The sequence below is a fragment of the Streptomyces sp. NBC_00341 genome, from assembly GCF_041435055.1.
Classification (GTDB): domain Bacteria; phylum Actinomycetota; class Actinomycetes; order Streptomycetales; family Streptomycetaceae; genus Streptomyces.
Genome location: NZ_CP108002.1, coordinates 4,861,323 through 4,884,305, shown reverse-complemented (window position 1 = coordinate 4,884,305; position 22,983 = coordinate 4,861,323). Strand labels below are relative to the sequence as shown.

Annotated in this window: 25 protein-coding genes; 9 read left to right on the top strand and 16 right to left on the bottom strand. The window is 70.6% G+C overall.

Features of this window, described 5'->3' with window-relative positions; translation table 11 throughout:
- Positions 1-23 precede the first annotated feature (23 nt).
- The 5 genes from OG892_RS21895 to OG892_RS21875 form a co-directional block, all read right to left on the bottom strand.
- The gene (locus OG892_RS21895) at positions 24-509 is read right to left on the bottom strand and encodes a Fur family transcriptional regulator (RefSeq protein ID WP_073733064.1); all 486 of its coding nucleotides are present in this window, start codon (positions 507-509) and stop codon (positions 24-26) included.
- 77 nt (positions 510-586) lie between these two features.
- Entirely contained in the window at positions 587-1,159 is a 573-nt protein-coding gene (locus tag OG892_RS21890) for an FABP family protein (protein WP_073733065.1), read from the bottom strand.
- Between the two features lie 263 nt (positions 1,160-1,422).
- The gene (locus tag OG892_RS21885) at positions 1,423-2,340 is read right to left on the bottom strand and encodes a hypothetical protein (RefSeq protein ID WP_371630037.1); all 918 of its coding nucleotides are present in this window, start codon (positions 2,338-2,340) and stop codon (positions 1,423-1,425) included.
- Positions 2,337-3,194: a hypothetical protein gene (locus tag OG892_RS21880; RefSeq protein ID WP_371630036.1), complete on the bottom strand. Its 858-nt coding sequence runs from the start codon at positions 3,192-3,194 to the stop codon at positions 2,337-2,339. The genes OG892_RS21885 and OG892_RS21880 overlap by 4 nt, the downstream gene beginning before the upstream one ends.
- Positions 3,191-4,003: a hypothetical protein gene (locus OG892_RS21875; protein ID WP_371630035.1), complete on the bottom strand. Its 813-nt coding sequence runs from the start codon at positions 4,001-4,003 to the stop codon at positions 3,191-3,193. Before OG892_RS21875 ends, OG892_RS21880 begins: the two co-directional genes overlap by 4 nt.
- Before the next feature lie 107 nt (positions 4,004-4,110).
- Here OG892_RS21875 and OG892_RS21870 point away from each other — a divergent pair, with 107 nt between their 5' ends.
- A complete protein-coding gene (locus OG892_RS21870; RefSeq protein ID WP_328866083.1) occupies positions 4,111-4,473 on the top strand; it encodes a DsrE family protein in 363 nt (120 codons plus the stop codon).
- 41 nt (positions 4,474-4,514) lie between these two features.
- Here OG892_RS21870 and OG892_RS21865 read toward each other — a convergent pair whose 3' ends face one another.
- The 8 genes from OG892_RS21865 to OG892_RS21830 form a co-directional block, all read right to left on the bottom strand.
- Positions 4,515-4,898: a DUF3099 domain-containing protein gene (locus OG892_RS21865; protein ID WP_371630034.1), complete on the bottom strand. Its 384-nt coding sequence runs from the start codon at positions 4,896-4,898 to the stop codon at positions 4,515-4,517.
- A 146-nt stretch (positions 4,899-5,044) separates the two neighbouring features.
- Entirely contained in the window at positions 5,045-5,332 is a 288-nt protein-coding gene (locus OG892_RS21860; RefSeq protein ID WP_018490348.1) for a DUF1416 domain-containing protein, read from the bottom strand.
- A gap of 50 nt (positions 5,333-5,382) precedes the next feature.
- Positions 5,383-6,228, bottom strand: coding sequence for a sulfurtransferase (locus tag OG892_RS21855; protein WP_073733070.1), 846 nt, complete (start codon positions 6,226-6,228; stop codon positions 5,383-5,385).
- Between the two features lie 155 nt (positions 6,229-6,383).
- Entirely contained in the window at positions 6,384-6,491 is a 108-nt protein-coding gene (locus tag OG892_RS21850) for a putative leader peptide (protein WP_353962123.1), read from the bottom strand.
- A 209-nt stretch (positions 6,492-6,700) separates the two neighbouring features.
- On the bottom strand, positions 6,701-7,396 hold the full coding sequence (locus tag OG892_RS21845) for a DUF2993 domain-containing protein (protein WP_073733071.1): 696 nt from the start codon (positions 7,394-7,396) through the stop codon (positions 6,701-6,703).
- Positions 7,397-7,579: 183 nt separating this feature from the next.
- Positions 7,580-8,989 carry a hypothetical protein gene (locus OG892_RS21840; protein WP_371630033.1) on the bottom strand — a complete coding sequence of 470 codons (1,410 nt, stop codon included), beginning with the start codon at positions 8,987-8,989 and terminating at the stop codon, positions 7,580-7,582.
- Positions 8,990-8,999: 10 nt separating this feature from the next.
- A complete protein-coding gene (locus tag OG892_RS21835; RefSeq protein WP_073733072.1) occupies positions 9,000-9,254 on the bottom strand; it encodes a MoaD/ThiS family protein in 255 nt (84 codons plus the stop codon).
- Between the two features lie 71 nt (positions 9,255-9,325).
- On the bottom strand, positions 9,326-10,222 hold the full coding sequence (locus tag OG892_RS21830) for an alpha/beta hydrolase family protein (RefSeq protein ID WP_371630032.1): 897 nt from the start codon (positions 10,220-10,222) through the stop codon (positions 9,326-9,328).
- 302 nt (positions 10,223-10,524) lie between these two features.
- Between OG892_RS21830 and OG892_RS21825 the strand changes: the two genes are divergently transcribed.
- From OG892_RS21825 to OG892_RS21790, 8 genes are all read left to right on the top strand, one after another.
- Entirely contained in the window at positions 10,525-11,325 is an 801-nt protein-coding gene (locus OG892_RS21825; RefSeq protein WP_328866087.1) for a response regulator transcription factor, read from the top strand.
- 24 nt (positions 11,326-11,349) lie between these two features.
- Entirely contained in the window at positions 11,350-12,396 is a 1,047-nt protein-coding gene (locus OG892_RS21820) for a LacI family DNA-binding transcriptional regulator (RefSeq protein WP_328866088.1), read from the top strand.
- 194 nt (positions 12,397-12,590) lie between these two features.
- The gene (locus OG892_RS21815) at positions 12,591-13,334 is read left to right on the top strand and encodes a DUF4232 domain-containing protein (RefSeq protein ID WP_371630031.1); all 744 of its coding nucleotides are present in this window, start codon (positions 12,591-12,593) and stop codon (positions 13,332-13,334) included.
- Between the two features lie 152 nt (positions 13,335-13,486).
- Positions 13,487-14,596, top strand: a complete 1,110-nt coding sequence (locus OG892_RS21810; protein ID WP_073733077.1) for a S1C family serine protease — start codon at positions 13,487-13,489, stop codon at positions 14,594-14,596.
- An 89-nt stretch (positions 14,597-14,685) separates the two neighbouring features.
- A complete protein-coding gene (locus OG892_RS21805) occupies positions 14,686-15,417 on the top strand; it encodes a response regulator transcription factor (protein WP_327338189.1) in 732 nt (243 codons plus the stop codon).
- The gene (locus OG892_RS21800) at positions 15,414-16,856 is read left to right on the top strand and encodes a sensor histidine kinase (RefSeq protein ID WP_371630030.1); all 1,443 of its coding nucleotides are present in this window, start codon (positions 15,414-15,416) and stop codon (positions 16,854-16,856) included. Before OG892_RS21805 ends, OG892_RS21800 begins: the two co-directional genes overlap by 4 nt.
- A gap of 286 nt (positions 16,857-17,142) precedes the next feature.
- Positions 17,143-18,456, top strand: a complete 1,314-nt coding sequence (locus tag OG892_RS21795; protein ID WP_371630029.1) for a peptidase — start codon at positions 17,143-17,145, stop codon at positions 18,454-18,456.
- 538 nt (positions 18,457-18,994) lie between these two features.
- Entirely contained in the window at positions 18,995-20,689 is a 1,695-nt protein-coding gene (locus tag OG892_RS21790; RefSeq protein WP_371630028.1) for a CocE/NonD family hydrolase, read from the top strand.
- 243 nt (positions 20,690-20,932) lie between these two features.
- Here OG892_RS21790 and OG892_RS21785 read toward each other — a convergent pair whose 3' ends face one another.
- The 3 genes from OG892_RS21785 to OG892_RS21775 all read right to left on the bottom strand — a co-directional run bounded on the left by OG892_RS21785 (position 20,933) and on the right by OG892_RS21775 (position 22,904).
- Positions 20,933-21,286, bottom strand: a complete 354-nt coding sequence (locus OG892_RS21785; protein ID WP_371630027.1) for a transposase — start codon at positions 21,284-21,286, stop codon at positions 20,933-20,935.
- A gap of 160 nt (positions 21,287-21,446) precedes the next feature.
- A complete protein-coding gene (locus OG892_RS21780) occupies positions 21,447-22,148 on the bottom strand; it encodes a poly-gamma-glutamate hydrolase family protein (protein ID WP_371630026.1) in 702 nt (233 codons plus the stop codon).
- A gap of 96 nt (positions 22,149-22,244) precedes the next feature.
- On the bottom strand, positions 22,245-22,904 hold the full coding sequence (locus OG892_RS21775) for a cyclodeaminase/cyclohydrolase family protein (RefSeq protein WP_371630025.1): 660 nt from the start codon (positions 22,902-22,904) through the stop codon (positions 22,245-22,247).
- Positions 22,905-22,983: the final 79 nt, after the last annotated feature.

Genomic DNA, 22,983 nt, shown 5'->3' with positions numbered 1-22,983 from the left:
CGACCAGCGTACGACTCGGGCCCTCAGGCCGGATTCGCGGACCGCTCGACCGGATCCGCGGACTGCGCCGGATCCCCGGACCGCCCGGCCGCCTTCGCCGCGCAGTCCGCGCAGCGGCCGAAGATCGCGAAGTGCTTCATGTCCGTCTCGAACCCGAACGTGCCGCGCAGCTTCTCGGTGAACTCCGCGACGACGCCGACATCGGCCTCGATGACGTCTCCGCAGTCCCGGCAGACCAGGTGGATGTGGTGGTGGCGGTCGGCCAGGTGGTACGTCGGTGCCCCGTGGCCCAGATGGGCGTGGCTGACCAGGCCGAGCTCCTCCAGGAGCTCCAGGGTCCGGTAGACGGTCGAGATGTTCACGCCGGAAGCCGTCCGGCGGACCTCGGAGAGGATCTCGTCGGGCGTCGCGTGCTCCAGCGCGTCCACCGCTTCCAGGACAAGCTGCCGCTGCGGCGTCAGCCGGTAGCCACGCTGCCGAAGATCGGTCTTCCAGTCGGTGCTCACCACAGGCCCCAGTGTAGGTCCGTACGGGTGCCGCCCCCAGCGGAACGGACGGCGGAACGGACGGCGGAACGCCGGGCCGGCTACTTGAAGAACGCGATCCCGTCGTCCGGCAGGTCCCCGAGGCTCTTCGCCATCGCGGCGACCTCTTCGGGGGTGACGACCTTCTTGAGGTGCGCCGACATGTACGGCCGCAGCTCCACCTCTGGCGTGGACTTCTCGCCGACCCACATCAGGTCGCTCTTCACATAGCCGTAGAGCCGCTTGCCGCCGTTGTACGGGCCGGAGGCCGCGGTCCGGGCCACCGCGTCGGTGACCAGGTCGATCTGCGGCTTCTGGTGGGCCAGCTCGCCGTACCAGATCTCGATGACGCCCTGGTCGCGGACCATCACGACCTCGACCTTGCGGTCCTTGTCGATGCGCCAGTATCCGGACTCGGACTCCAGCGGCCGGACCTTCTCGCCCTCGGCGTCGAGCACCCAGCTGTGCGAGGAGTACTCCAGGAAGTCCCGGCCGTCGTGGCTGAAGGTCACTTCCTGGCCGAAGTTGCACTTCTCGGCACCGGGGAAGTCGGACACGCCCGCGCCCGCCCAGTTGCCCAGGAGGAAGGCCAGCGGGACGAGGTCCGGGTGGAGGTCGGACGGAATCTCGATCATGAGCGGCTCAGACGATCTGTGAGGCGGGCGGAACGGGCAGGACGCGCGTGGAACGGAGAGGTCAGCGCTGACCCTGGTACAGCTTCTTCACGGTCAGACCGGCGAAGGCGAGGGTGCCGACACAGACCAGGACCAGCAGGGTGGTGAAGAATGCCTCAAGCACGGGAGCTCCTTGAACGAGCGGTATGGCAGCAGTACGGGCCGGGTCCCAGCCTAATGGGTGGAGGCCCGGCCCGTCGGTTCGGGGTTTGCCGCGGAGCGGCTCAGCCCAGCAGCTGGTTCTGCAGGATCACCGTCTGGTGGAAGGGAACGCGCGACGTCCCCCCGGCGCCCCGGCGGGACTGGACGACCAGCGCGACGGTGTCACCGGCGACCAGATACGCCTGCCTGACCTGCGCGGCGCCGAAGGGCTTCGGCTCCACGGCCACGTAGGACGCGGTGTGCTCCACCTTCCCGCCGCCCGACCAGCTCTCGTCCAGCTCCATCCGGGCCGCACCGGCCGGCGGGTCCCCCGCCGTCGCGGTGCCGCCGTAGCGGTCGTCGTGGAACGCCTCGGCATAGCCCGCCGAGTTGAACTGGAGCAGATAGATCCGGCTCGACGTGCCGTCCGGCATGGTCCAGCCGCGCGCCGCGATGTGCCGGAGAGGGGACTCCTTCAGCTCGGCGACGATATCGGCGCGGGAGCTCTTCTCGTACTCGGAGACGAACCGTTCCGTGCTGATCCAGCCGCCCGTCAGCTTCTTGTCCGCCGTTGCTCCGGCCGGGGCGGGCAGCAGCAGCCTGCGCAGGTCCGCGTGGTGGACCTCCGCGGTGTTGCCCTCGGTGAACGGGCGGGGCGCGCCGGGCGGGAGCGCGGGCAGGCTCAGCCGGGGGAACCCCCAGCGCCCGTCGCTCTCGGTGGCCAGCCCCGGTACGTCGGTGCGCTCCTTCGCGGTGATGGCGTACGCCGAGCCCGCGCCCAGTCCGCCGAGCACCAGCGCGGCGACGGTCCACCGGGCCACGGCCCGCAGCACCCGGCGCGGCGGCCGGAACGTCGGGGGCAGCGGCGGCACGGGCGGCAGTGGCGGCATGGGAGGCATGGGCGGAGCCGCTGCTGCGGCGTCGGAAGCTCCGCCGTCAGGAGCTTCGGCTTCGGCGGCAGCAGTGTCGGCTTCGGCTTCGGCGGCGGTCTGCTCGGTCATACGTACTCCCCCGGGGACTTGATGTGGTCCAGCTGGTCCCTCACCAGACCGGCGACGAACGACTTGCGGACGGGCCTGGGACCCGAGGCCGAGAAGCTGAGGACCATCTCGCCGTCGTACGCCATGCAGTACATGCTCTCGATCTTGTGCTCGCTGTCCTTGGGCTGCAGGAAGCACTTGGCGTTCTTCTTGTGGCCGTTGACCGAGGGCCCGTCCCGGAAGACGCCGATGGCGTCGAAGAGCCCCGTCTGGAAGTCGTAGAGGTCGCGGACGGCCTTCTTGTCCTTCATCCGCACCAGCTCGGTCCTGAGGACCAGGTCGTTCCCGTCCGACGTGTAGGTCCGGACGGCGACGCCCTGGACGTGGAGCTTGTCGATCCGCTTCTCCAGCTCCCGCCGCTGCTTCCCGGCGAGGCCACGGTTGGCGGCCTTCATCTCGGCGGCGGCCTCAGGGCCGCTGACCTCGCTGTCGTTGCCGTGCACCCCGTCGTCCGGGCCGAGCCGGTACCCGTCGGGGACCGGCATCAGCAGCTTGCTGAGTTCGGTGGACGCCCGGCCCCGGGAGACGTCGCCCGCCGGATCCTTGCCGGAGGTGCCGTGCGAGGACCCGGCCCACAGCTCGGTCGTGACCGTGCGGTCGGCGTCGTCGACGGTGGTCTTCGTGTACACGGCCGCGCCGGAGACGGCCCCGAGCACCAGCACGGCCAGGCCCGTGGCCAGGATCGCGCGGCGCTTCCCGCGCTTCCGGGCGGGCGCGGGACCGGAGGCGGGAGCGGAGGCGGGCTCGGGCTCGGGCAGCGGTGCGGGTGTGGTCGCGGGTGTGGTGGCGGGTGTGGTGGTGTCGTCGTCGCTCACAGGCGCTCCAGCTGTCGCTCGGCCAGCGTCCGGATGTCCTTCTTGCTGATCGGCCGGGTGTCGGACAGGTGGATGTCGACCATGACCTCGCCCCGGTCGAAGATCGCCCTGGCCTGGTAGATCGGCAGGTAGCCCGGCTTCAGGTCGGCCTTGTACACGTAGTAGCGGCCGTTGAGGCTGCCCTTGATCGCGTCGCCGTTGTTGCCCGCGCCGTGATCCTTGTCGGGCATGTACAGGCGCTGGTCCTCCGCGTGGTCCGCGGCCGGCGTCTCCGTACCGGACGCGAACTGCACGAGAGCGATGTCCGCCGTGCCGTACTCGCCCTTCTTCCAAGCGGCGGCGGCGATCCGGCGGACGCCGGACTCCAGGAGGCGGCCGAACATGACGTCCTCGCGCTCGAAGCCGAGCGCGTAGTCCTCCACCTCCACCCAGCCGTCCTGTACGGACGTCACGTCCTTGTCCTCGCTCCAGCCCGCCGGCCTCGGGACGATCAGCTTGCGCAGATCCCCGTCCGTCCGGACCCTGCGGTCCTGCCCGGCCGGGAGCGGGTCCGGCAGCCGGTCCGCCTTCAGGGCCTTCGCCGGGTACGCCAGGGCCGGCTGCGACAGTGCGCCCAGCGGGGTCGGCGCCCGCTCCGCCTGTACGCCGTAGCCGACCGCGGTGCCGCCGGCGATCCCGAGTACCGCTGCGACGGCGACGATCAAGGCCGTACGCCCGCGCGGGCGTCGTCGCACCGCACCGGAATCCGGTGCGGACTCCCCCTCGACGGGCCCTTCCTCAAGGCGTGGAATGGTGTCGTTCTGATTCAAAATGGGGTCCCCCCACGAGACCTGAAGCGCGGATTCCGTCATCCGCGCAACCAACTGACCAGCCACTCACCGCCGAGGTTGTACGCCCGAGGATTACAGTTCCGCATATGCCGAAGAAGCTCGTGATCAAGGTGACCGCAGGTGCCGACTCCGCCGAGCGCTGCTCGCAGGCGTTCACGGTGGCGGCGGTCGCCGTCGCCAGCGGCGTGGAGGTCTCGCTCTGGCTGACCGGGGAATCCGCCTGGTTCGCCCTGCCGGGGCGGGCCGCCGAGTTCGAACTGCCGCACGCGGCACCGCTGCCGGATCTGATCGAGTCGATCCAGTCGGGCGGCCTGATCACGCTCTGCACCCAGTGCGCGGCCCGCCGCGACATCACCGAGCAGGACGTCCTGGACGGGGTACGGATCGCCGGGGCCCAGGTCTTCGTCAGCGAGATCATGGCCGACGGCGTGCAGGCCCTCGTCTACTGACGGAACCGGTTACCGACGGAGCCGGTCGCCGGTAGAACCGCTCACCGGCGGCGCTTCTTGCCGTCCAGCTCGTCCCACCACTCGTCGGACTCCGGATCGCCGGTGGGGTTGGCGGGTTTGGCGGTTCTGGCGGGGTTGGCGGGGTTGGCGGGGTTGGCGGGGTTGGCGGGGTTCTCCTTGCCCGGCCGCTGCTTGTCCGTGCGCTGCCGGGGGTCCGGGGCCTCGGGCGGGTCGTCCCACCAGCGGTCCTCCGGGCCCTTCCGGTTGGCCACGATCGCCGCGACGGGCGGGATGACCATGGCGATCACGCACATGCTGATGGCGGCGGGAATCGACCAGAGCCGCACGAAGGCCCAGGACGAGACGAAGAGGACGAGACATCCGCCCATCATCAGGAAATATGCGCGACGGCGTCGGGCGTACATAAGTCCAGCGTAGGCCTGATTCGCCCACCCAGCCGGTCCTGGGGAGCAGGCACCGTCACCCGGACGGCACGAAGGGCCGTACCCCGGTTCAGTAGGGCGTCCAACCCCCTGGGGTACGGCCCTTCGGCCGGTCTCCGTGCCTGGTGCTAGACGGCGATGGCCACCTCGGAGAGGCCGCCCGTCTGTGCCACGACCGTGCGGTCGGCGCTGCCGCCCGGGACGAGCGCGCGCAGCGTCCAGGTGCCCTCGGCCGCGTAGAAGCGGAACTGTCCGGTCGCGGAGGTCGGGACCTCCGCGGTGAACTCGCCGGTCGAGTCCAGCAGGCGGACGTAGCCGGTGACGGGCTCGCCGTCGCGGGTCACGCTGCCCTGGATGGTGGTCTCACCGGGCTTGATCGTCGAAGCGTCGGGGCCGCCGGCCTTTGCTCCACACATGGTGTTCTGTCCTTCTGGTCGGGGGTCGTGCTCGTCCGGATGGTGCGGAGTTACTTGTTGGCGCCGAGCTCGATCGGCACGCCCACCAGGGAGCCGTACTCGGTCCACGAGCCGTCGTAGTTCTTGACGTTCTCCTGGCCGAGGAGCTGGTGCAGCACGAACCAGGTGAGCGCGGAGCGCTCACCGATGCGGCAGTACGCGATGGTGTCCTTCGACAGGTCGACCTGCTCGGCCTCGTAGAGGGCCTTCAGCTCGTCGTCCGACTTGAAGGTGCCGTCGTCGTTGGCGTTCTTCGACCACGGGATGTTGCGGGCGCTCGGCACGTGGCCGGGGCGCTGCGACTGCTCCTGCGGGAGGTGGGCCGGGGCGAGCAGCTTGCCGCTGAACTCGTCGGGCGAACGCACGTCGACCAGGTTCTGGGTGCCGATCGCCTTCACGACGTCGTCGCGGTAGGCGCGGATCGACTCGTCCTGCGGCTTGGCCTTGTACTGGGTGGCCGGGCGGGACGGGATCTGGTCGCCGTCCACCAGGTCGCGGGAGTCGAGCTCCCACTTCTTGCGGCCGCCGTCGAGCAGGCGGACGTCGCTGTGGCCGTAGAGCTTGAAGTACCAGAACGCGTAGGACGCGAACCAGTTGTTGTTGCCGCCGTACAGGACGACCGTGGTGTCGTTGCCGATGCCCTTGCCGGACAGCAGCTCCTCGAAGCCCGCCTGGTCGATGAAGTCACGGCGGACCGGGTCCTGGAGGTCCTTGGTCCAGTCGATCCGGATCGCGTTCTTGATGTGGTTCTTCTCGTACGCGGCGGTGTCCTCGTCGACCTCGACGATGGCAACCTTCGGGTCGTCGATGTGGGCCTCGACCCAGTCGGCGTCTACCAGGACGTCACTGCGGCTCATTGTGTTCTCCTCCGGGGCAGTCTGCGGCGAGATGATGCGAGTTGGTGCGTGATGCGGATGTACGGGGGCGCGGAATTCGGCACGTGCACAGAGGCATCAGGATGGCCCCGACGCATCGTCGGGAGGCCGGGAATGCGGGAATTCGACGCTCCCGCTCAGACAGTGCGACAGAGCATGGCGGCGACGCGGCACAGGTCCACTGCCCGCCGCTTCGTGAGATCCGCCCGTCCCCGCTGCGGGAGACCGCTAATAGAGCACTGCATGGGACCGATCGTAGGGACGTACGGGCGGACATGTCACCGTCGTGTCACCCATTGAGACACGATCGTCCGCAGAGTGAGACGAGAGGAAGTTCACGGCTGCCCGGCGGCCGCTCCCGCGAGCGCCGCGCCCGTCGGGCATCTGCGGAACGGACGCGGCCGTCTCAGTATGTGGCGCAGGCCCCGTACGGCACCGCGACTCGCCGCAGGAGTCAGCCGGCGAGCGTGACCTCTGTGCCGGTCACCGAGATCTCCAGGCCCTCGGCGGTCGGCTCGATCTTCTCCAGCTTCAGGCCCTTGGGCAGCCCGCCGACCTCGCGGTCGAAGTCGGTCTTCTTGCGCACCAGGCCCTCAAGCCCGGGGATGCCCTCGCCCGGCACCTTGTCGGCGTGCACCCGCACGGTGTGGCCGTCGACCAGGGTGACGCTGGACAGGACGCTGCGCGAGATCTCCTGGCCGAGACCGGGGACCTGGACCGTGCCGGTCACCTTCACCTTGCCGTTGCCGCCGTACGCGACCGCGACGTCCGCGCTGGCCGCCTTGGTGAGGTCCGCGTACGACACCACGGCCGTCCCGGTGGCCCGTGCGGCGACCGCACCGGAGAAACCGTCGGTCAGCCGCACCTGGTGCAGGTCGGCGTTCATCTCGCTGATCCGGAGCGTGTGGCCGTTCGCGCTGGTCTCCAGGCCGGTGATCTTCACGTCGACCTCGTCGAGCTCGGAGCCGGCGAGCTGCGTCAGGAACGGAAAGCCCTTGATCGAGACGTCCGTCGAGCCGATCTCCGCGCCGGGCACCCGCACCCGCTCCGCGACCTGCGATTCGGCGAAATACACCGCCGCGCGGTCGATGGCGATGAACACGCCGGCCAGAACCACCACTATGACCAGCAGTATTCGCAGTGCACGCATGCCTTGTCCTCCCCCGCCCGCGTCCGTTCGGACCGCTCGGCGACCGTGAGCCTACTTCGGCCGCACGTCACGCTCCGGGTGATCGACGAGCGGAAGCCCCCCATCGGTTCCCCGTGGAGGGCTTCGGCACCTCTGTGACGCATGAGGCGCGACGGTCACGAGTGACGGGTCGCGGGCGACCGTCTACCCGATCGCACGGCCGATCAGATACACGGCGGGCGCCGCCGCGGTGAGCGGCAGCGCCACTCCGGCGGTCATGTGCACGAAGCGCGACGGGTAGTCGTAGCTGGCCACCCGCAGCCCGATCAGCGCGCAGCCACCGGCGGCGAGGCCGAGCAGCGCACCCTTCGCCCCCAGGTCCGTGACGGCTCCCGCCGCCCCGCCCGCCGCCGCCGCGACGACCAGCGCCGCCACCACGGAGGCCGGTCCCGGCAGCGGAAGCGCCCGAGCGAGCACCGTGAGGGCCACCGCGACCCCGCCGACCGTCACCGCGTCCGGGACCGCCGCGAGGTGCCCGGCGGCCAGGACCGCGAGCGCGGCAGAGGCGACGGTGGCCATCAGCCCCTGCATCCGCTCGTCGGCGCCCGCCCGGCTGCGCAGCTGGAGGACGACCGTGAGCAGCACCCAGACGCCGAGCGTGCCGAGGATCGCGGCCGGACCGTTCTCCCGGCCCGCGGCCAGCAGCACCACATCGGCGACGAGGCCGCCGGCGAACGCGAGCGCGATGCCCTGCCGGGCCGGCCACATGCCGTTGAGCCGGAACCACCCGGCCGCGGTCACCGCCTGGAGCAGCACCAGCGGGACGAGCAGGGCGTACGAGCCGATGGCCGCACCGAGCGCGAGCAGCAGCCCGAGCCCCGCGGTGATCGCGGCCGGCTGCATCCCGGGCGCGATGATCGGGGAGCGACCCTCGGCGCGGGCGCGCTGGGCGTCCGTGATGCGGCTGTTGCCCAGCGTGGTGGGCGCGCTGTACCCGTCGTCCTGCGCGGCGTCCACGGAGGCGGCCACCGGCTCGGGAGCCGCAGGCGCCGACTGGACCTCCGGCGGCAGCGGGTAGGCGCCGGAGGCGCCCTGTGCGGGCTGCGCCTGCTGCACGGGCTGCACGGGCTGCTGCGCCGGCCGGAGGGTGGGCTGGTACTGGGTGTCCCAGGTCTGGCCCTCCCAGGTCTGCGCGACCGCCGGCTCCCCGGCCTGCGCATCCCGGTAGGGCTGCTGCGGCTGCTGCGGCTCGTACGGCTGCTGCACGGACTGGTGGGTCGGGTGTGCGGCCCGGTGCGGCTGTGGTGCGGCCTGCGGCGGCTCGTACGTGCCCTGCGGCGCCTGCGGTGCCTGCGGTGCGTACGGGGCCGCTTCGCCCGGGTAGGGGGCCTGCTGCCCGTAGGACGGTTCACCGTAGGGCTGCTGCTGCCCGTAAGCGGGGTCCTGGTAGCCCTGGCCCGCGTACGACTGGTCCGCGTACGGCTGATTCCCGTACGCCTGCGGCTCCTGACCGTACGGCTGCGGTTCCTGGCCGTAGGGCTGGTTCCCGTAAGGCTGCGGCTCCTGGCCGTACGGCTGGTCCGGGTACGGATGCTGCTGATCGCTGCTGCTCATGTTCTGCGGTTCACCCTCCTGCGAACGGCGGGAGCACCTCGACCGTGCCGCCCTCGGCAAGGCGTACGGTCTCATGGCTCCGGGTCCCGACGGGGTCCCCGTCGATGAGGAACGAGCACCTCCGGAGCACCCGGGTCAGCTCACCGGGGTGCCGGCCGCGTGCCGCGTCGAGCGCCTCCTTGAGCGTCGCGGCGGTGTACGGCTCCTCCGCCGTTCCGGCAGCGGCCTTGGCGGCTGCCCAGTAACGGATCGTTCCCGCGGGCATGGCGGCGGCTCCTCTCGTCTCGCGTCGGGTCACACTCGGCTGTCCATCATCGTGCACCGCGGGACGATCCGTTACTGGGCCGCAGCCCAGTCGGCGATGCGGCCGAGGAGAGCCGCGTCCGCCGCGTTCTCCGCGTGCCCCATCCCCCGCTCCAGCCACAGCTCAGCGGCCCCGTCCGCCGCGTCCGCCAGCATCCGGGGGTGGTCGAGCGGGAAGTACGGGTCCCGGTCGCCGTGCACGATCAGCAACGGGGCCGGGGCGATCAGCGGGACCGCCGCGACCGGGGAGAGCGGGACCGGGTCCCAGTCGTCGCGGGCGATCCGGGTCCGGAAGCCGTACCGCCCGACGAGCCGGCCCGTGGGGCGGGTCACCACCCAGTGCAGGCGACGCATCGGGGCCGTACCCCGGTAGTACCAGCGCGCCGGGGCGCTCACGGACACCACCGCATCGGCGTACGCCCCCAAACGCGCTTCCGTGCGCCCCCTGCGCACCGGAACGGACCGGACGCCCTCTCGCTCGGCCGCGGGAGCCGTATACAGCGCCCCGTGCCGGAGCACCACGGAGCCGCCCATGGAGAACCCGACCGTAACGACGCGCCGGTGCCCGAGCGACCGCGCCCAGGCCACCGCGGCGGCCAGATCCAGCACCTCGCGGTCGCCCACCGTGGACCGCCCGCCGGATCCGCCGTGCCCCCGGAACGAGAACGTGATCACGGCCGCACGCTGGGAGAACACCTCCACGGCGCGCCGCACCGCAAGGCGGTCCGCCGAACCGGTGAAACCGTGCGCGACGACGATCGCCGTACCGGTGTCCTCCGCGCCCGCGAGTGCGCCGTCATCCGCCGTACACGGGTCGTACACCGCCTCGATCGGGACGCCGTCATCGGCGCGCAACGTGGTCCGCGACGGCCGGCGCGTGATCAAGGGAACAGAGGAACTCCGAAATCGCCCCTCGGACACAGAACTCATGTGGGCTATTCTGCTGGGAAGAGGATCCGGGCAAAGCAGCCCCCGGGTCCTTTTGTGCTTTCCGCGCGTTGTTACGGAGACGTTTCAACAAGCTCAGCGGCCCTGGGCGCGGGGCCGTACCGGTAAAACCCGTATGACGAAACGTCGTACGGGACAACACGAATAAGCGTACGAAGCAGTGCCGCATACTCCCCCGGGCCCGGCCCGGGAGTGCCCCTCTCGCAGGGAACGAGGAGGACCGACGTAATGGGCGAGCCAACCGTGCACGATCATCGACCGACGACCCAGGCAGGTGGGCGGCGATGAGTTCACTGCTGCTCCTGACGAATGCCCTCCAACCGTCGACGGAGGTGCTTCCCGCCCTCGGTCTCCTGCTCCACAGCGTGCGGGTGGCGCCCGCCGAAGGCCCCGCTCTCGTCGACACCCCAGGTGCCGACGTCATCCTCATCGACGGACGGCGCGACCTGCCTCAGGTCCGCTCCCTCTGTCAGCTGCTGCGGTCCACCGGACCCGGCTGTCCGCTGATCCTCGTCGTCACGGAGGGCGGCCTCGCGGCCGTCACCGCGGACTGGGGAATCGATGACGTGCTGCTGGACACGGCGGGACCCGCCGAGGTCGAGGCGCGACTGCGGCTGGCCACCGGCCGGCAGCAGATCACCTCCGACGACTCCCCGATGGAGATCCGCAACGGCGATCTGTCGATCGACGAGGCGACGTACAGCGCCAAGCTCAAGGGCCGGGTCCTGGACCTGACCTTCAAGGAGTTCGAACTGATCAAGTACCTGGCGCAGCACCCGGGACGGGTCTTCACCCGCGCCCAGCTGCTCCAGGAGGTCTGGGGCTACGACTACTTCGGCGGCACCCGGACGGTCGACGTACACGTCCGGCGGCTGCGCGCCAAGCTCGGTCCCGAGCACGAGTCGCTGATCGGCACCGTCCGCAACGTGGGCTACCGGTTCGTCGCACCCGAGAAGGTGGAACGGGCCGCGGAGGAGGCCAAGTCGGCGGCCGCGAAGGCGGCCTCCGAGAGCCTCACCCGTTCGGAGCAGCCGGAGGTCGTCGAGGTGAGGGAAGAAGCCCCGGTCCGGCCCGCCAAGAGGTAGGTATATCCGCGTAGACTGCCGCGCGTGGCCAAGGTGACGCGGGACGATGTGGCGAGACTGGCGGGGACGTCGACCGCGGTCGTCAGCTACGTCATCAACAACGGACCCAGGCCGGTCGCCCCGGCCACGCGCGAGCGGGTACTCGCCGCGATCAAGGAGCTGGGCTACCGGCCCGACCGGGTCGCCCAGGCGATGGCCTCGCGGCGGACCGATCTCATAGGGATGATCGTGCCGGACGCGCGGCAGCCGTTCTTCGCGGAGATGGCGCACGCGGTCGAACAGGCCGCCGCCGAGCGCGGGAAAATGGTGCTCGTCGGCAACTCCGACTACCGCGACGAGCGCGAGGTCCACTACCTGCGGGCCTTCCTCGGCATGCGGGTCTCCGGGCTGATCCTGGTCAGCCAGGGGCCCAGCGAGCGCGCGGCGGCGGAGATAGAGGCGTGGGACGCCCGGGTCGTGCTGCTGCACGAGCGGCCGGAGGCCATCGACGACGTCGCCGTCGTCACGGACGACGTCGGTGGCGCCCAGCTCGCCACCCGTCACCTGCTGGAGCACGGCAACGAGTACGTCGCCTGCCTCGGCGGCGTCGAGTCGACCCCGGCGGTCGGTGACCCGGTGGCCGACCACGTCGAGGGCTGGCGCCGGGCGATGCACGAGTCGGGCCGCACGACGGAGGGCCGGCTCTTCCAGGCCCCGTACAACCGTTACGACGCCTACCTGGTGGCGCTGGAGCTCCTCGCGGGCCCGGACCGCCCCCCGGCGATCTTCTGCGCGACGGACGACCAGGCCATCGGCGTGCTGCGGGCCGCCCGCGAGCTGCGGATCGACGTGCCGGGCGAGCTGGCGGTGGCGGGCTTCGACGACGTGAAGGAGGCCGGGCTCACCGATCCGCCGCTCACCACGGTCTTCTCGGACCGCCCGGCGATGGCACGGGCGGCCGTGGACCTGGTGCTCGACGACTCGCTGCGGGTCTCGGGCTCGCGGCGGGAGCGGCTGAAGCAGTTCCCCTCCGCGCTGGTGGTCCGGCGTTCCTGCGGCTGCGGCGAGCCCCCGGCGGCCCGGCACAGCTGAAGAAGGCCAGGTGACAGGCGCGCTCTGTCCGCCTACCTCCGCTTTTCCGTAACGGGGCTTCGACCCGTGTGTCACAGCGGCGTCTTGATCCAACTCTCGTCGCAACGGCTCGCCCGACGATAGATGTCCTATGAAGCGACACGCCTGCTCAGCCAGAACGGGCGTACCCCCCACACCGCTTCAGAGGAGTCCCCATGCGCGTCAAGAAGATGTCCGCCCTCGCCCTCGTCGTCGCCGCCGCCGGCCTCTCGCTGACCGCGTGCGGCGGCAGCGACGGATCGAGCGCCGCCGCCGACACAGGCGCGTCCAGCTCGGCGAGCAGCTCCGCCGGCGGCCAGGACACCGGCTCCACCGACACGAGCGGCTCCACCGAGGCCGACGGCGACAGCCGGAGCGCGGCCCCGGGTTCCGCCGAGTCCGCCTCCTCCTCCACCGGCTCTTCCTCCACCGGCTCCTCCTCCACCGGCTCCGGCAAGGGCAGCGACCTCACCGCCAAGGGCGGCACGTCGGCCTCGGGCTCCATGTGCAGGACCGACGACCTGGCATTCAGCGCCGGCTCGGCGGGGGTCAAGAACCAGGTGGTCGTCAACCTGAAGAACACCGGTTCCGCCAAGTGCAGCATGCATGGCTTCCCGGGCGTCCAGCTCGTGGGTCCCGACGGCCTCGGCGACACCGGTCCGGACGCCGCCCGCACCGACTCCAAGGCATCCACCGTCACCATCGGGCCCGGCGAGGAGACCCGCTTCCTGCTGCGCTACATCCCGACCACCGACGGATCCGGCAAGACCTTCACCAGGCTCTCCGTCACCCCGCCCAACGAGAAGATCTCGGCGATCGCGAATCTCGACGGCCTGACGATCACCGTCCCCGCCTCCGGCGGTACGTCCCCCGACGTCTTCGTCGACCCGATCGGCTACCACGTCGGCTCCGGCAAGTAGCCGACGAACCAGGCTCTCCGGCAAGTAGCCGACGAGCCAGGCCCCTGTCCAGTAGTCGGCGAACCGGCCTTTATATCGGGCATACGAGGTTCTGCCGGGCTTCTCAGGGCGTACTCACGCTCCTCTCATCTTCGCTGGACACTCTTCTAGACATGACAGAGAGCCAGCGCCCGAGCGGCGAGTACCCGATGTACCCCTCGTACGGCAACGGCGACGCGGCCTACCCGCCGCCGCCGTCATACCAGCCCGCGCAGCCGGTGGGCCCGGGCAGCGGTGACCCCGTGTGGCCCGCCCCCGGGCAGCCGGAGCCGGCGCCCGAGCCGTCCGCGTCCCGGCGCAGGGCCCGCCGCCCGGTCGCGCTCCTCGCGGCGGTCGCCCTCGCGGCGGCGATCATCGGCGGCGGCACCGCCACCCTGATCGGGCAGCTCACCGACCACGGCACCAACAGCACCGGCGGCGGCGTCATCCCGGGCACCACGGTCTCGCAGAGCAGCAAGGGCACCGTCTCCGGCGTGGCCGCCGCCCTGTCACCGACGATCGTCGAGATCAGCGCGACCTCGAACGCGGGCCAGTCCACCGGCTCCGGCGTGATCATCACGTCCGACGGCGAGATCGTCACCAACAACCACGTCGTCGCGGGTTCCTCGTCGGTCAAGGTGACGCTCAGCACCGGCAAGAAGTACACCGCAGACGTCGTCGGGACCGACCCCGACAAGGACCTCGCCCTGATCAAGCTCCAGGGCGCGAGCGGGCTGAAGACGGCGACGCTCGGTGACTCGTCCAAGGTGGCCGTCGGCGACCAGGTCGTCGCGATCGGCTCGCCCGAGGGCCTGACCGGCACCGTCACCAGCGGCATCGTCTCCGCGCTCGACCGGGACGTCACGGTCGCCAAGGAGGGCGACAGCGGCCAGGGGCAGAGCCAGGGACAGGGACAAGACCAGGGGCAGGGGCAGGGAGGCCAGGGCGGCGGACAGCAGTGGCCGTTCGAGTTCGGCGGTCAGCAGTTCAACGGCGACACCGGCGACTCCACCACCACGTACAAGGCGCTCCAGACCGACGCCTCGCTCAACCCGGGCAACTCCGGCGGCGCGCTGATCAACATGAACGGTGAGATCATCGGCCTCAACTCCGCGATGTACTCGGCGAGTTCGGCCGAGGGCTCGGGCAGTTCCAGCGCGGGCAGCGTCGGCCTCGGCTTCGCCATCCCGGTGAACACCCTCAAGGCCGATCTGCACACCCTGCGGGCCGGCGACAGCTCCTGATCCGCGCCGCCGCAGCCGGGCCGTGCGAGGCTGAGAAACTGGAGGGCAGCGCCCCGCCCCGTACGGAACGAGAAGAGGACGAAGCAGCGATGAGCCCCGCCGAAGACGATCCGCAGCGCATCCTGATCGTCGACGACGAGCCCGCCGTGCGCGAGGCCCTGCAGCGCAGCCTCGCGTTCGAGGGGTACGGCACCGAGGTCGCCGTCGACGGTCTCGACGCCCTCACCAAGGCCGAGTCGTACGCCCCCGACCTCATCGTCCTCGACGTCCAGATGCCCCGGATGGACGGGCTGACCGCCGCCCGCCGTATCCGGGCCACCGGGACCACCACGCCCATCCTGATGCTCACCGCCCGCGACACCGTCGGGGACCGGGTCACCGGACTCGACGCGGGCGCCGACGACTACCTGGTCAAGCCCTTCGAGCTGGACGAGCTGTTCGCCCGCATCCGGGCCCTGCTCCGCCGCAGCTCGTACGCGGCCACCTCCGGCGCCGACCTCCCCGACAACAACGTGCTGGCCTTCGCGGACCTCCGCATGGACCTCGCCACCCGCGAGGTCAGCCGTGGCACCCGCCGCGTGGAGCTGACCCGCACCGAGTTCACCCTGCTGGAGATGTTCCTCGCGCACCCGCGCCAGGTGCTGACCCGCGAACAGATCCTCAAGGCGGTCTGGGGATTCGACTTCGAACCGAGCTCCAACTCCCTGGACGTGTACGTGATGTACCTGCGCCGCAAGACCGAGGCGGGCGGCGAGCCCCGCCTGGTCCACACGGTCCGGGGTGTCGGATACGCGCTGCGGGCGGGCGGGGGCGAGGGGTGACGGGGCCCCTGCACCGCTTCCGCGCCCTGCCGCTCCGCTCCCGGCTCGCGCTGCTGGTCGCCGTGGCGGTCGCGGTGGCGGTGGCGGCTGTGGCTGCGGCGTGCTGGTTCGTGACGCGGGCGCAGCTGGAGCACCAGGCGGACGCGACGCTGCGCGCCGCCAAGGTCGACAAGGACTATCTGGGCGATTTGTACAAGTACTGCACCAGCGCCACCAAGCTGCCGCCCCCGCCCTACACGGGCTTCACCGTCCAGCTCATCGACGCCCAGGGCACGGTCTGCATCGCCCCCGACTCGTCGAAGCTCCCGGTGACCCGGGCCGACCTCGCGGTGGTCAACGGCGAGCGGAGCGGAGCGCTTCACACGGAGACCGATGCCGGCGGGGTGAAGATGCGCGTCTTCACCTACGCGGTGACGGTGACGGTGTCGCGCGGGCCCGGTCTGCCGGGCGCCGACCTCACCCTCGGCGTCTCCGTCGCCCGCCCCATGAGCGAGATCGACAAGCCCCTCTCCACCCTCGCCTGGGTCCTCCTCCTCGTCTCCGGCATCGGCGTCATCGGCGCGGGCGCCGCAGGCCTCTGGATCGCCCGCTCCGGACTGCGGCCGGTCGACGAGCTGACCGAGGCCGTCGAGCACGTCGCCCGCACCGAGGACCTCACCGTCCGCATCCCGGTCGAGGGCGAGGACGAGATCGCCCGGCTCTCCCGGTCCTTCAACTCGATGACGGCTTCACTCGCCACCTCCCGGGACCGGCAGGCCCAGCTGATCGCGGACGCCGGACACGAGCTGCGCACCCCCCTCACCTCCCTTCGCACCAACGTGGAGCTGCTCGCCCGCAGCGACGAGACGGGCCGGGCGATCCCGCCGGACGACCGCAAGGCGCTGATGTCCTCGGTGAAGGCCCAGATGACCGAGCTGGCCTCGCTCATCGGAGACCTCCAGGAACTGGCCCGCCCGGACGCCGCCCAGCCCGGCCCGCTCCAGGTGGTGGCCCTGCACGACATCACCCGCACCGCCCTGGAACGCGCCCGGCTGCGCGGCCCCGAGCTGACCGTCACGGCGGAGCTGGCCCCCTGGTACGTACGGGCTGAACCGGCGGCCCTGGAGCGGGCGGTCGTCAACGTCCTGGACAACGCGGTGAAGTTCAGCCCGCCGCGCGGCACGATCGACGTGGTCCTGCACCGGGGCGAACTGACGGTCCGCGACCGGGGCCCCGGCATCCCCGCCGACGAACTCCCGCACGTCTTCGAGCGCTTCTGGCGCTCCCCGTCCGCCCGCCAGCTCCCCGGCTCGGGCCTCGGCCTGTCGATCGTCGCCCGTACGGTCCAGCAGTCGGGCGGCGAGATCGGCCTGCGCCCGGCGGACGACGGCAACGGCACGGTGGCCACGATCCGACTGCCGGGAGCCCCGCAGCCGCCGCCGGAGACGCCGCTGGGGTGAGCGGGCGGAGTCACCGCCGGGGCAGGCAACGCCCAGCTCAGCAAGGGTCCGGGGCGACACCGTGTGCCTTTCGTCACAACGAAAGGAACCCAGCTGAGAGCAACTGCGCCCTTTCGTGACGTCTGTCCGCGACCGGGGCCCCGGCCCGGTCCGTAGCGCCGGAAAATACACGTCACCGCCTCCAGCGACAGCCATAGCATCTTCACAGCCGCCCGCGTGATCCAGCCGCCGTGGCAGCCGTTCACCCCTATTTCTTTCCTTTTCGGATCCGGACCCAAGGGCTCATGTGAAGATTCGCCGCATTCTCGCCACTGCCGTGGCCGTCGCCGTGACCACACCCGCCGTACTGCTCTCCGTCACCCCCGCGTTCGCGGACTCCGCACCGACGGCGCAGACGCAGGCCAAGCCGACACTGGAAGAGCTCGAAAAGGCCGCAGCCGAGGCGCAGGAGGCCTACGACAAGGCCCTCGCCGCGAAGACCGCCGCCTACGGAGTGCTGGAGGAGGCACTCTCCGACACGGCGCCGCTCGCCCTGGCAGCCAAGGCCGCCAAGACCGCCGCGGACGAGGCCGGCGCCGCGAAGACCGCCGCCGACCAGGCCGTCACCGACGCGAAGGCCGCCCTCGACGCGCTGCCCGAGACGGCCACGGAGGAGGAGCGCACCGCGGCCGAGACCGCCGTCACCGGGGCCGAGGCCACCGCCGCGACCGCCGCCGCCGACAAGACGGCCGCCGACGCGAAGGCCAAGGAGGCCGACACCGCCTCCGACGACGCACGGGTCGCCGCTGTCCGCGCCTACTCCCTGGTGCAGAAGGCCCTGGCGGACGCCCTCGACGCGAAGACCGCCGCCGACGACGCGCTGGCCAAGGCCCGCGAGGAGGAGAACGAGAACCAGGACTGCGTGGCCGAGCCCGGTCTCACCGCCGTCCTGACCGGCGTCCCGGACTCGATCACCGCCGGTACGACCACCGCCCTCTCGCTCCGGGTGAGCAACCGCACGGACAAGGCGATGGACGACGTCTCCGCCCACGCCTTCACGCACGCCACCGACACGAGCGGACTCAAGGAAACCGACAAGCTCCTGCACCTGCAGTGGTCCACGGCGTCCTCCCCGAAGTGGCACAGCATCGGCGGCGACCACCTGATCAACGGCATCGGCCCGCTGAAGGCCGGCGCCCACGCCGACATCAAGCTGCGCCTCACCATCGACGCGTCGGCCCCGGCGGGCAACGGCGCCGCCTTCGTGTCGGCCGACTACACCAACGAGAACGGCTCCTGCGGGGGCAACCCGGACATCGACATGTACGACTTCGGGGTCCTCAAGGCCGCGAAGCCGAAGCCCGGCAAGACCGACTCCGGCACCACGGGCACGACCGGCACCACCGGCACGGGCACGACCGGCACCGGCACCTCGGGCGGCTCCAACCCGTCGGCCCAGGGCACGGCGTCGAGCAACCCGGTGACCACCGGCGGCAGCCTCGCCTCGACGGGCTCTTCCTCCACCACCCCGCAGCTCGCCCTCGCGAGCGGCGCGGCCGTGGCACTCGGCGCAGCGGCGATGTTCACCGCCCGCCGCCGCCGGACGGGTACCCAGGTCTGATCAGCAAGTACCGCGAAACGGGGTGGCGGGCCGGTCGGCCTGCCACCCCGTCCGGGCAACCCTCGCGAACGACGTCCGCAGCCGCCGGTACGGCTTGTGGCCACTCCACCCGGTATGACTCAAGGACTCGGCGACTACCGAACCCGGGTCGGCAGACGGTGCCGCCTTCCAACCGCACCACAGGAATTCGGCCTCAATGGCACCGGTTCGGGCGAAGAGGTCCTAAGCCGTGTGTCAAAAGGGAATCGTGCGCATCGGGTGTCGCTATGTCACTACCGACGCGTACGACCAGGCATGCCTTCGCCTGTGGGCTGGAGCGGGTGCACGAGCTCGGTAGGTACGTTTCAGTGCGGCTGGCCGCAGGGGCCGGGCGGCTGTGCGCGGCCGTTCTCGGTCAAGCTCTGGCCTGGCGGATTGCGCGGTGCCCTTCATCCGTTCGAGTGGCCGGCGTGAAACGCATGCCACGGAGTGATCTTGGCGATGTCAGCATGTGTCCGACACTTCGTCGCCATCCCTTTCACAAAAGGCGGGTACAGCCATGTCTGTTGACGGAACTCCGGAGACGCCGTTCGAGCTCGGCGCGGACGATCTCGCGAAGCTGGATGCGGTCCGTGAGGCTCTGCTGGATCCGTCGCCTCGTCGGATCGGCCGTCTGGACCAGTGGGGTCTGGCCGACGAGTACGAGGTGTACGCGGAGATCGGCCAGTACTCGGAGGTCTCCCTCACGATGGCGGATGGGACGGTCCTGGACGCGTCGCTGAGCGTCCCGAAAAACCTCGCCCCCGGGCAGACCTGTCCCGCGGTCGTCCTGCCTGCCCCGCTGGTCAGCATTGGGCACCGGGCCTATCTCGGCATGATCGCCCGCTGGGCGCTGGGCGGCTATGTCGTCCTGGCCTACAGTCAGCGCGGTCTGGCCGACTCCACGGGCGAGATCCACGTCGCCGGTCCGCAGGACGTCGCCGACGCCACCGAGGTGATCGACTGGCTGGTCCAGCAAGACGGGGTCGATGAAGAGCGGATCGGCTTCTTCGGCTCCTCCTACGGTGCCGGTACGAGTCTGCTCGCGGCCGCGCAGGACCGGCGGATCAAGGCCGTCGCGGGCACCAGCGCCTGGGCCGACCTGTTCGCCTCCCTGTACGAGAACGGTACCCGTCACCTCAAGGCGTTCGAGGCGCTCGTGGAGCTCTTCGGTGAGGAGCGGTGCTCGAAGGAGTTCCGCGAGGTCATCCAGAAGATCCGCGCCAACACCATCGACGACGAGGTCAGGAAGTTCGCCGAGGCACGGTCGCCCAAGAACTGCCTCAAGGCGTTCAATGACGCCGCTACGCCCATCCTTCTGACCACCGCCTGGCACGAGACCATCTTCTCGGTGCCCGCCGTCATCGAATTCCACAGCCGTCTGACCGGCCCCAAGACGCTCCTCGTCCAGGTCGGCGACCACGGCAACGCCGAGCTCCCTGGCCTGGTCGGCCTTCCCGCCAAGCCCACGGACATGGCCTACCGGTGGATGGACCACCACCTCGGCGGCAGCGCCGGCGACGGGGCGGCTCCACGGTTCGACGTCCGCTCGGAGTACATGTTCAACCCCCTCTCCGACCTCCGCCACTCCTCCTGGGCCGACTACGCCCTGCCGAAGAAGCGGTTCCACCTCGCCGACGCGGCCTCCGGGCAGAGCGACGGACAGTTGGTCGAGGGCGCCGCGGCGGCGGGCTGGACCCGTTCGGTGAAGGCCAGCGGCGCGGGCACCGACATCGTCGTCGCCCCGAAGCTCGTCCAGACCGGCCTGGCCGAACGCCTGGGCCAGCCCCACGTCTACAAGACGGCCGACATCGACCCCGGCCTCGCGACGGTCTTCGCCACCGCTCCCCTGGAACAGGCTGCGCGCGTACGAGGTGACCTGGAACTGCGGGTGACGGTGAATCCGCAGCAGGCGGACGCCATGATCGTCGCCTACCTGCTCGACCACAACCCGGCCACCGGCAGGGCGCACATCGTCACCCACGCCCCCTACACCTTCAGCTCCGGGCAGTCGGGCAAGGCCACCACCGTGACCTTCCCCCTCCAGCCCGCCGACTACGTCGTGACCAAGGGCCACCAGCTCCAGCTGGTCATCGACACCCACGACCCCCTCTTCACCACGCCCAACACCACCACCCCGGTGTTCACCTACGACATCACCTCGCCCAAGGGCACCGAGTCCTACCTCGACGTCCCCCTCCACCCCGTCGACTGACTCCGCCCGGGGCGCACCGGTGCGGCCGGCCCGCCCGAACACGAACGGGCCGGCCGCACCGTCACCACCCCACACGGGGGCGGCCAGTGTCCGGCCGTCGGCGGCGGCAGCACACATCCGCCGGACTCGTCGTCGCTCGCGTCAGCGCTCGACAGCCAGGTGCAACTAGCTGGTGAACCCGCCGCGCGAGCGCCCCAGCCCGTGATCTCCGGTCTCGGTGAAGACACCGCCCGGTGTCTCCTTTCAGGTCACCCTGCTTGCGGGTCCGGCCGCAAGCTGATGAGCGCGGCACATCGTGGAGTCAACGCTCATGTCCCACACGACCGCACCCTTCGCGTCGGCCAAAGACTGGAGCCGGGCAAGGACCTGGTGCCAGGTCCCCTCCCGCTGCCATCGGCGGAACAAGTCGCAGACCCGGCTCCATGGCCCGTACTCGACAGGCACGTCCCGCCACGGAACACCGGTACGGACCCGGAACCGTATGCCGTCGATCAACTGCCGCCGGGGCCAGACGGGCGGAGGCCCCGCTCTCGTGCGTTTCGGCAACAACGGCTCCCGCGCCGCCCACTGCTCGTCCGTGAGATCTCCCCGCCCCATGAACCGCGATCATCCACAGCTCAAGATCCATTTTCGATACACCTAGGGGCTCTGGAGGCCGGATCGAGCACGCTCCAACCCGTTGAGTTCGATGCTCCACCGCTGCTTGCCGAAGGACTCGGCGTCGTTGCCGAGGAGCTCGATCTCGCCAGTTCCGTCGTCATAAGACGCGTCCGGTCATGCCCGGCCCCGCCCGCTCCGGCTCGGAGCTCCGCCCGCCGGCGGTTCGGCTCCGTGGCCACGTCTCGGCGATCGCTGCCACCACCGCTGACGCATAGGTGTGGAACACGTCGGTGCACCGGAAGGCGCCGGCGATCGACGGCTGCGCCGAATCGGTGTCGAGGCAGAAGCTCTCACGCAGGCCACGGCTCAGTTCCAGTTGCACGCCCAGGCCGCGGAGATTGCGGTTGGCGATGTTGAGCGGGTTCTTGCCGTCGATCTCCGGTGGCGGAGGCGAGACGTCGAAGCCCGCGCCAGCCAGGCGCTCCTTGATCGCGGTACCGAGTTCCGTGTCCAGGCCTCCAAGGTAGGTGGTCATCGCTCTGTCACTGGTGCCGTGCCAGGACACAGTCCACTCGGCGGTGCGCAGAACCTGAGAGACACCCGGCTCGTCGAAGCAGTTGCTGGAGATGTGCAGCGCCGAGTTGCTGCTGCTTATCACGCCCTGGAGCGAGTAGAAGGAGCTGTTGAGCGCGGTGGCGCAGTAATCGGCCAGCTGAGTGGTGGGGTACTCGATCGCGCCGCCGTGGATGGCGATGTTCGCGCCCCGGGCTCCTGCCACGATCCTCGACGACAGGAGGTAGTCCTGACCGAGGGTGTTGTGCGCGGCGAGGTCAGCGTAGTTGGCATAGGTATCGGCCAAGGTGCTGGTCCTTACGTGTTGATTGCCGAACCACCGGACGAGGAAGCGGCACTGATCCGTCAGCTCGTTTACTGCGGTGGCCTGTTGGTCACCGCGCTATACGGGAGTCACCGGTGGTTCCCGCCGGGTGTACCTCGCGCGGATCTCGGCGGTGATCGCTTCGGACTCGGTGACGGCGCTGAGGGAGTGGACAAGCTGGAGCCGGGCGGCCGAGCGGTGTTCGGTGTCGGCGATCACGGACAGATTGGCCTCCGCGATCACTGCCGCCGTGTCCAGGGCCGCACGGGCGGAGGATGCGGCCACGGCGAGGTCCGGGACCATATCCGCTTTGGCGACGGCAATGAGCCTGCGGGCGAGACGCACCACTTCGGCTGCGGTTCTCGCCATGCGCAGCGGCACTTCGGTCGCGGCTGTCAGCGCCTCCTGGACGGCTGTGGCACGTGCTCGTGTGTCTGTGGCGGTGGCTCTGGGCAGCCGGTGGGCGTCGAGTACCGCGCTGAAGGCGACGGCGTCGTCCGCGGCCAGGCCGAGAGCGGTGCTTCGTAGGTTCTCAGCGGTCTCCTGAACAGCGGTCAGGTCGGTTGTGTGGGCTGCGCACTTCGGGTGGCTCAGGCTGTGGTTGCAGACCATGGAGATCAGGGCGGCGCCAACCGCAATATTCATCGCCGCGGCTGCCCCGGCCCCCGGCGGGAACGACGCGGAAGCCAGATCGTCAAGCCATCCGCCGACGGATTCGTCTCGCACGGGAGTCTCCATCAAGAAGGACCGGTGTGTCCGCCGGCCACGCGGGTGCCGAAAAGGAGCCAGGAGAGGACGGAAGGCAGATGGCCGGATT

What these genes read in the sequence shown, in the direction of transcription:
- OG892_RS21870 (WP_328866083.1), top strand. Translation starts at nt 4,111, where the DNA reads ATGCCGAAGAAGCTCGTGATCAAGGTGACCGCAGGTGCCGACTCCGCC.
- OG892_RS21825 (WP_328866087.1), top strand. Translation starts at nt 10,525, where the DNA reads ATGAGTTCACTGCTGCTCCTGACGAATGCCCTCCAACCGTCGACGGAG.
- OG892_RS21790 (WP_371630028.1), top strand. Translation starts at nt 18,995, where the DNA reads ATGTCTGTTGACGGAACTCCGGAGACGCCGTTCGAGCTCGGCGCGGAC.
- OG892_RS21850 (WP_353962123.1), bottom strand. Translation starts at nt 6,491, where the DNA reads ATGCAGTGCTCTATTAGCGGTCTCCCGCAGCGGGGACGGGCGGATCTC.
- OG892_RS21845 (WP_073733071.1), bottom strand. Translation starts at nt 7,396, where the DNA reads ATGCGTGCACTGCGAATACTGCTGGTCATAGTGGTGGTTCTGGCCGGC.
- OG892_RS21885 (WP_371630037.1), bottom strand. Translation starts at nt 2,340, where the DNA reads ATGACCGAGCAGACCGCCGCCGAAGCCGAAGCCGACACTGCTGCCGCC.
- OG892_RS21855 (WP_073733070.1), bottom strand. Translation starts at nt 6,228, where the DNA reads ATGAGCCGCAGTGACGTCCTGGTAGACGCCGACTGGGTCGAGGCCCAC.
- OG892_RS21865 (WP_371630034.1), bottom strand. Translation starts at nt 4,898, where the DNA reads ATGTACGCCCGACGCCGTCGCGCATATTTCCTGATGATGGGCGGATGT.
- OG892_RS21890 (WP_073733065.1), bottom strand. Translation starts at nt 1,159, where the DNA reads ATGATCGAGATTCCGTCCGACCTCCACCCGGACCTCGTCCCGCTGGCC.
- OG892_RS21835 (WP_073733072.1), bottom strand. Translation starts at nt 9,254, where the DNA reads ATGCCCGCGGGAACGATCCGTTACTGGGCAGCCGCCAAGGCCGCTGCC.
- OG892_RS21860 (WP_018490348.1), bottom strand. Translation starts at nt 5,332, where the DNA reads ATGTGTGGAGCAAAGGCCGGCGGCCCCGACGCTTCGACGATCAAGCCC.
- OG892_RS21810 (WP_073733077.1), top strand. Translation starts at nt 13,487, where the DNA reads ATGACAGAGAGCCAGCGCCCGAGCGGCGAGTACCCGATGTACCCCTCG.
- OG892_RS21830 (WP_371630032.1), bottom strand. Translation starts at nt 10,222, where the DNA reads ATGAGTTCTGTGTCCGAGGGGCGATTTCGGAGTTCCTCTGTTCCCTTG.
- OG892_RS21840 (WP_371630033.1), bottom strand. Translation starts at nt 8,989, where the DNA reads ATGAGCAGCAGCGATCAGCAGCATCCGTACCCGGACCAGCCGTACGGC.
- OG892_RS21805 (WP_327338189.1), top strand. Translation starts at nt 14,686, where the DNA reads ATGAGCCCCGCCGAAGACGATCCGCAGCGCATCCTGATCGTCGACGAC.
- OG892_RS21785 (WP_371630027.1), bottom strand. Translation starts at nt 21,286, where the DNA reads ATGGGGCGGGGAGATCTCACGGACGAGCAGTGGGCGGCGCGGGAGCCG.
- OG892_RS21775 (WP_371630025.1), bottom strand. Translation starts at nt 22,904, where the DNA reads ATGGAGACTCCCGTGCGAGACGAATCCGTCGGCGGATGGCTTGACGAT.
- OG892_RS21815 (WP_371630031.1), top strand. Translation starts at nt 12,591, where the DNA reads ATGCGCGTCAAGAAGATGTCCGCCCTCGCCCTCGTCGTCGCCGCCGCC.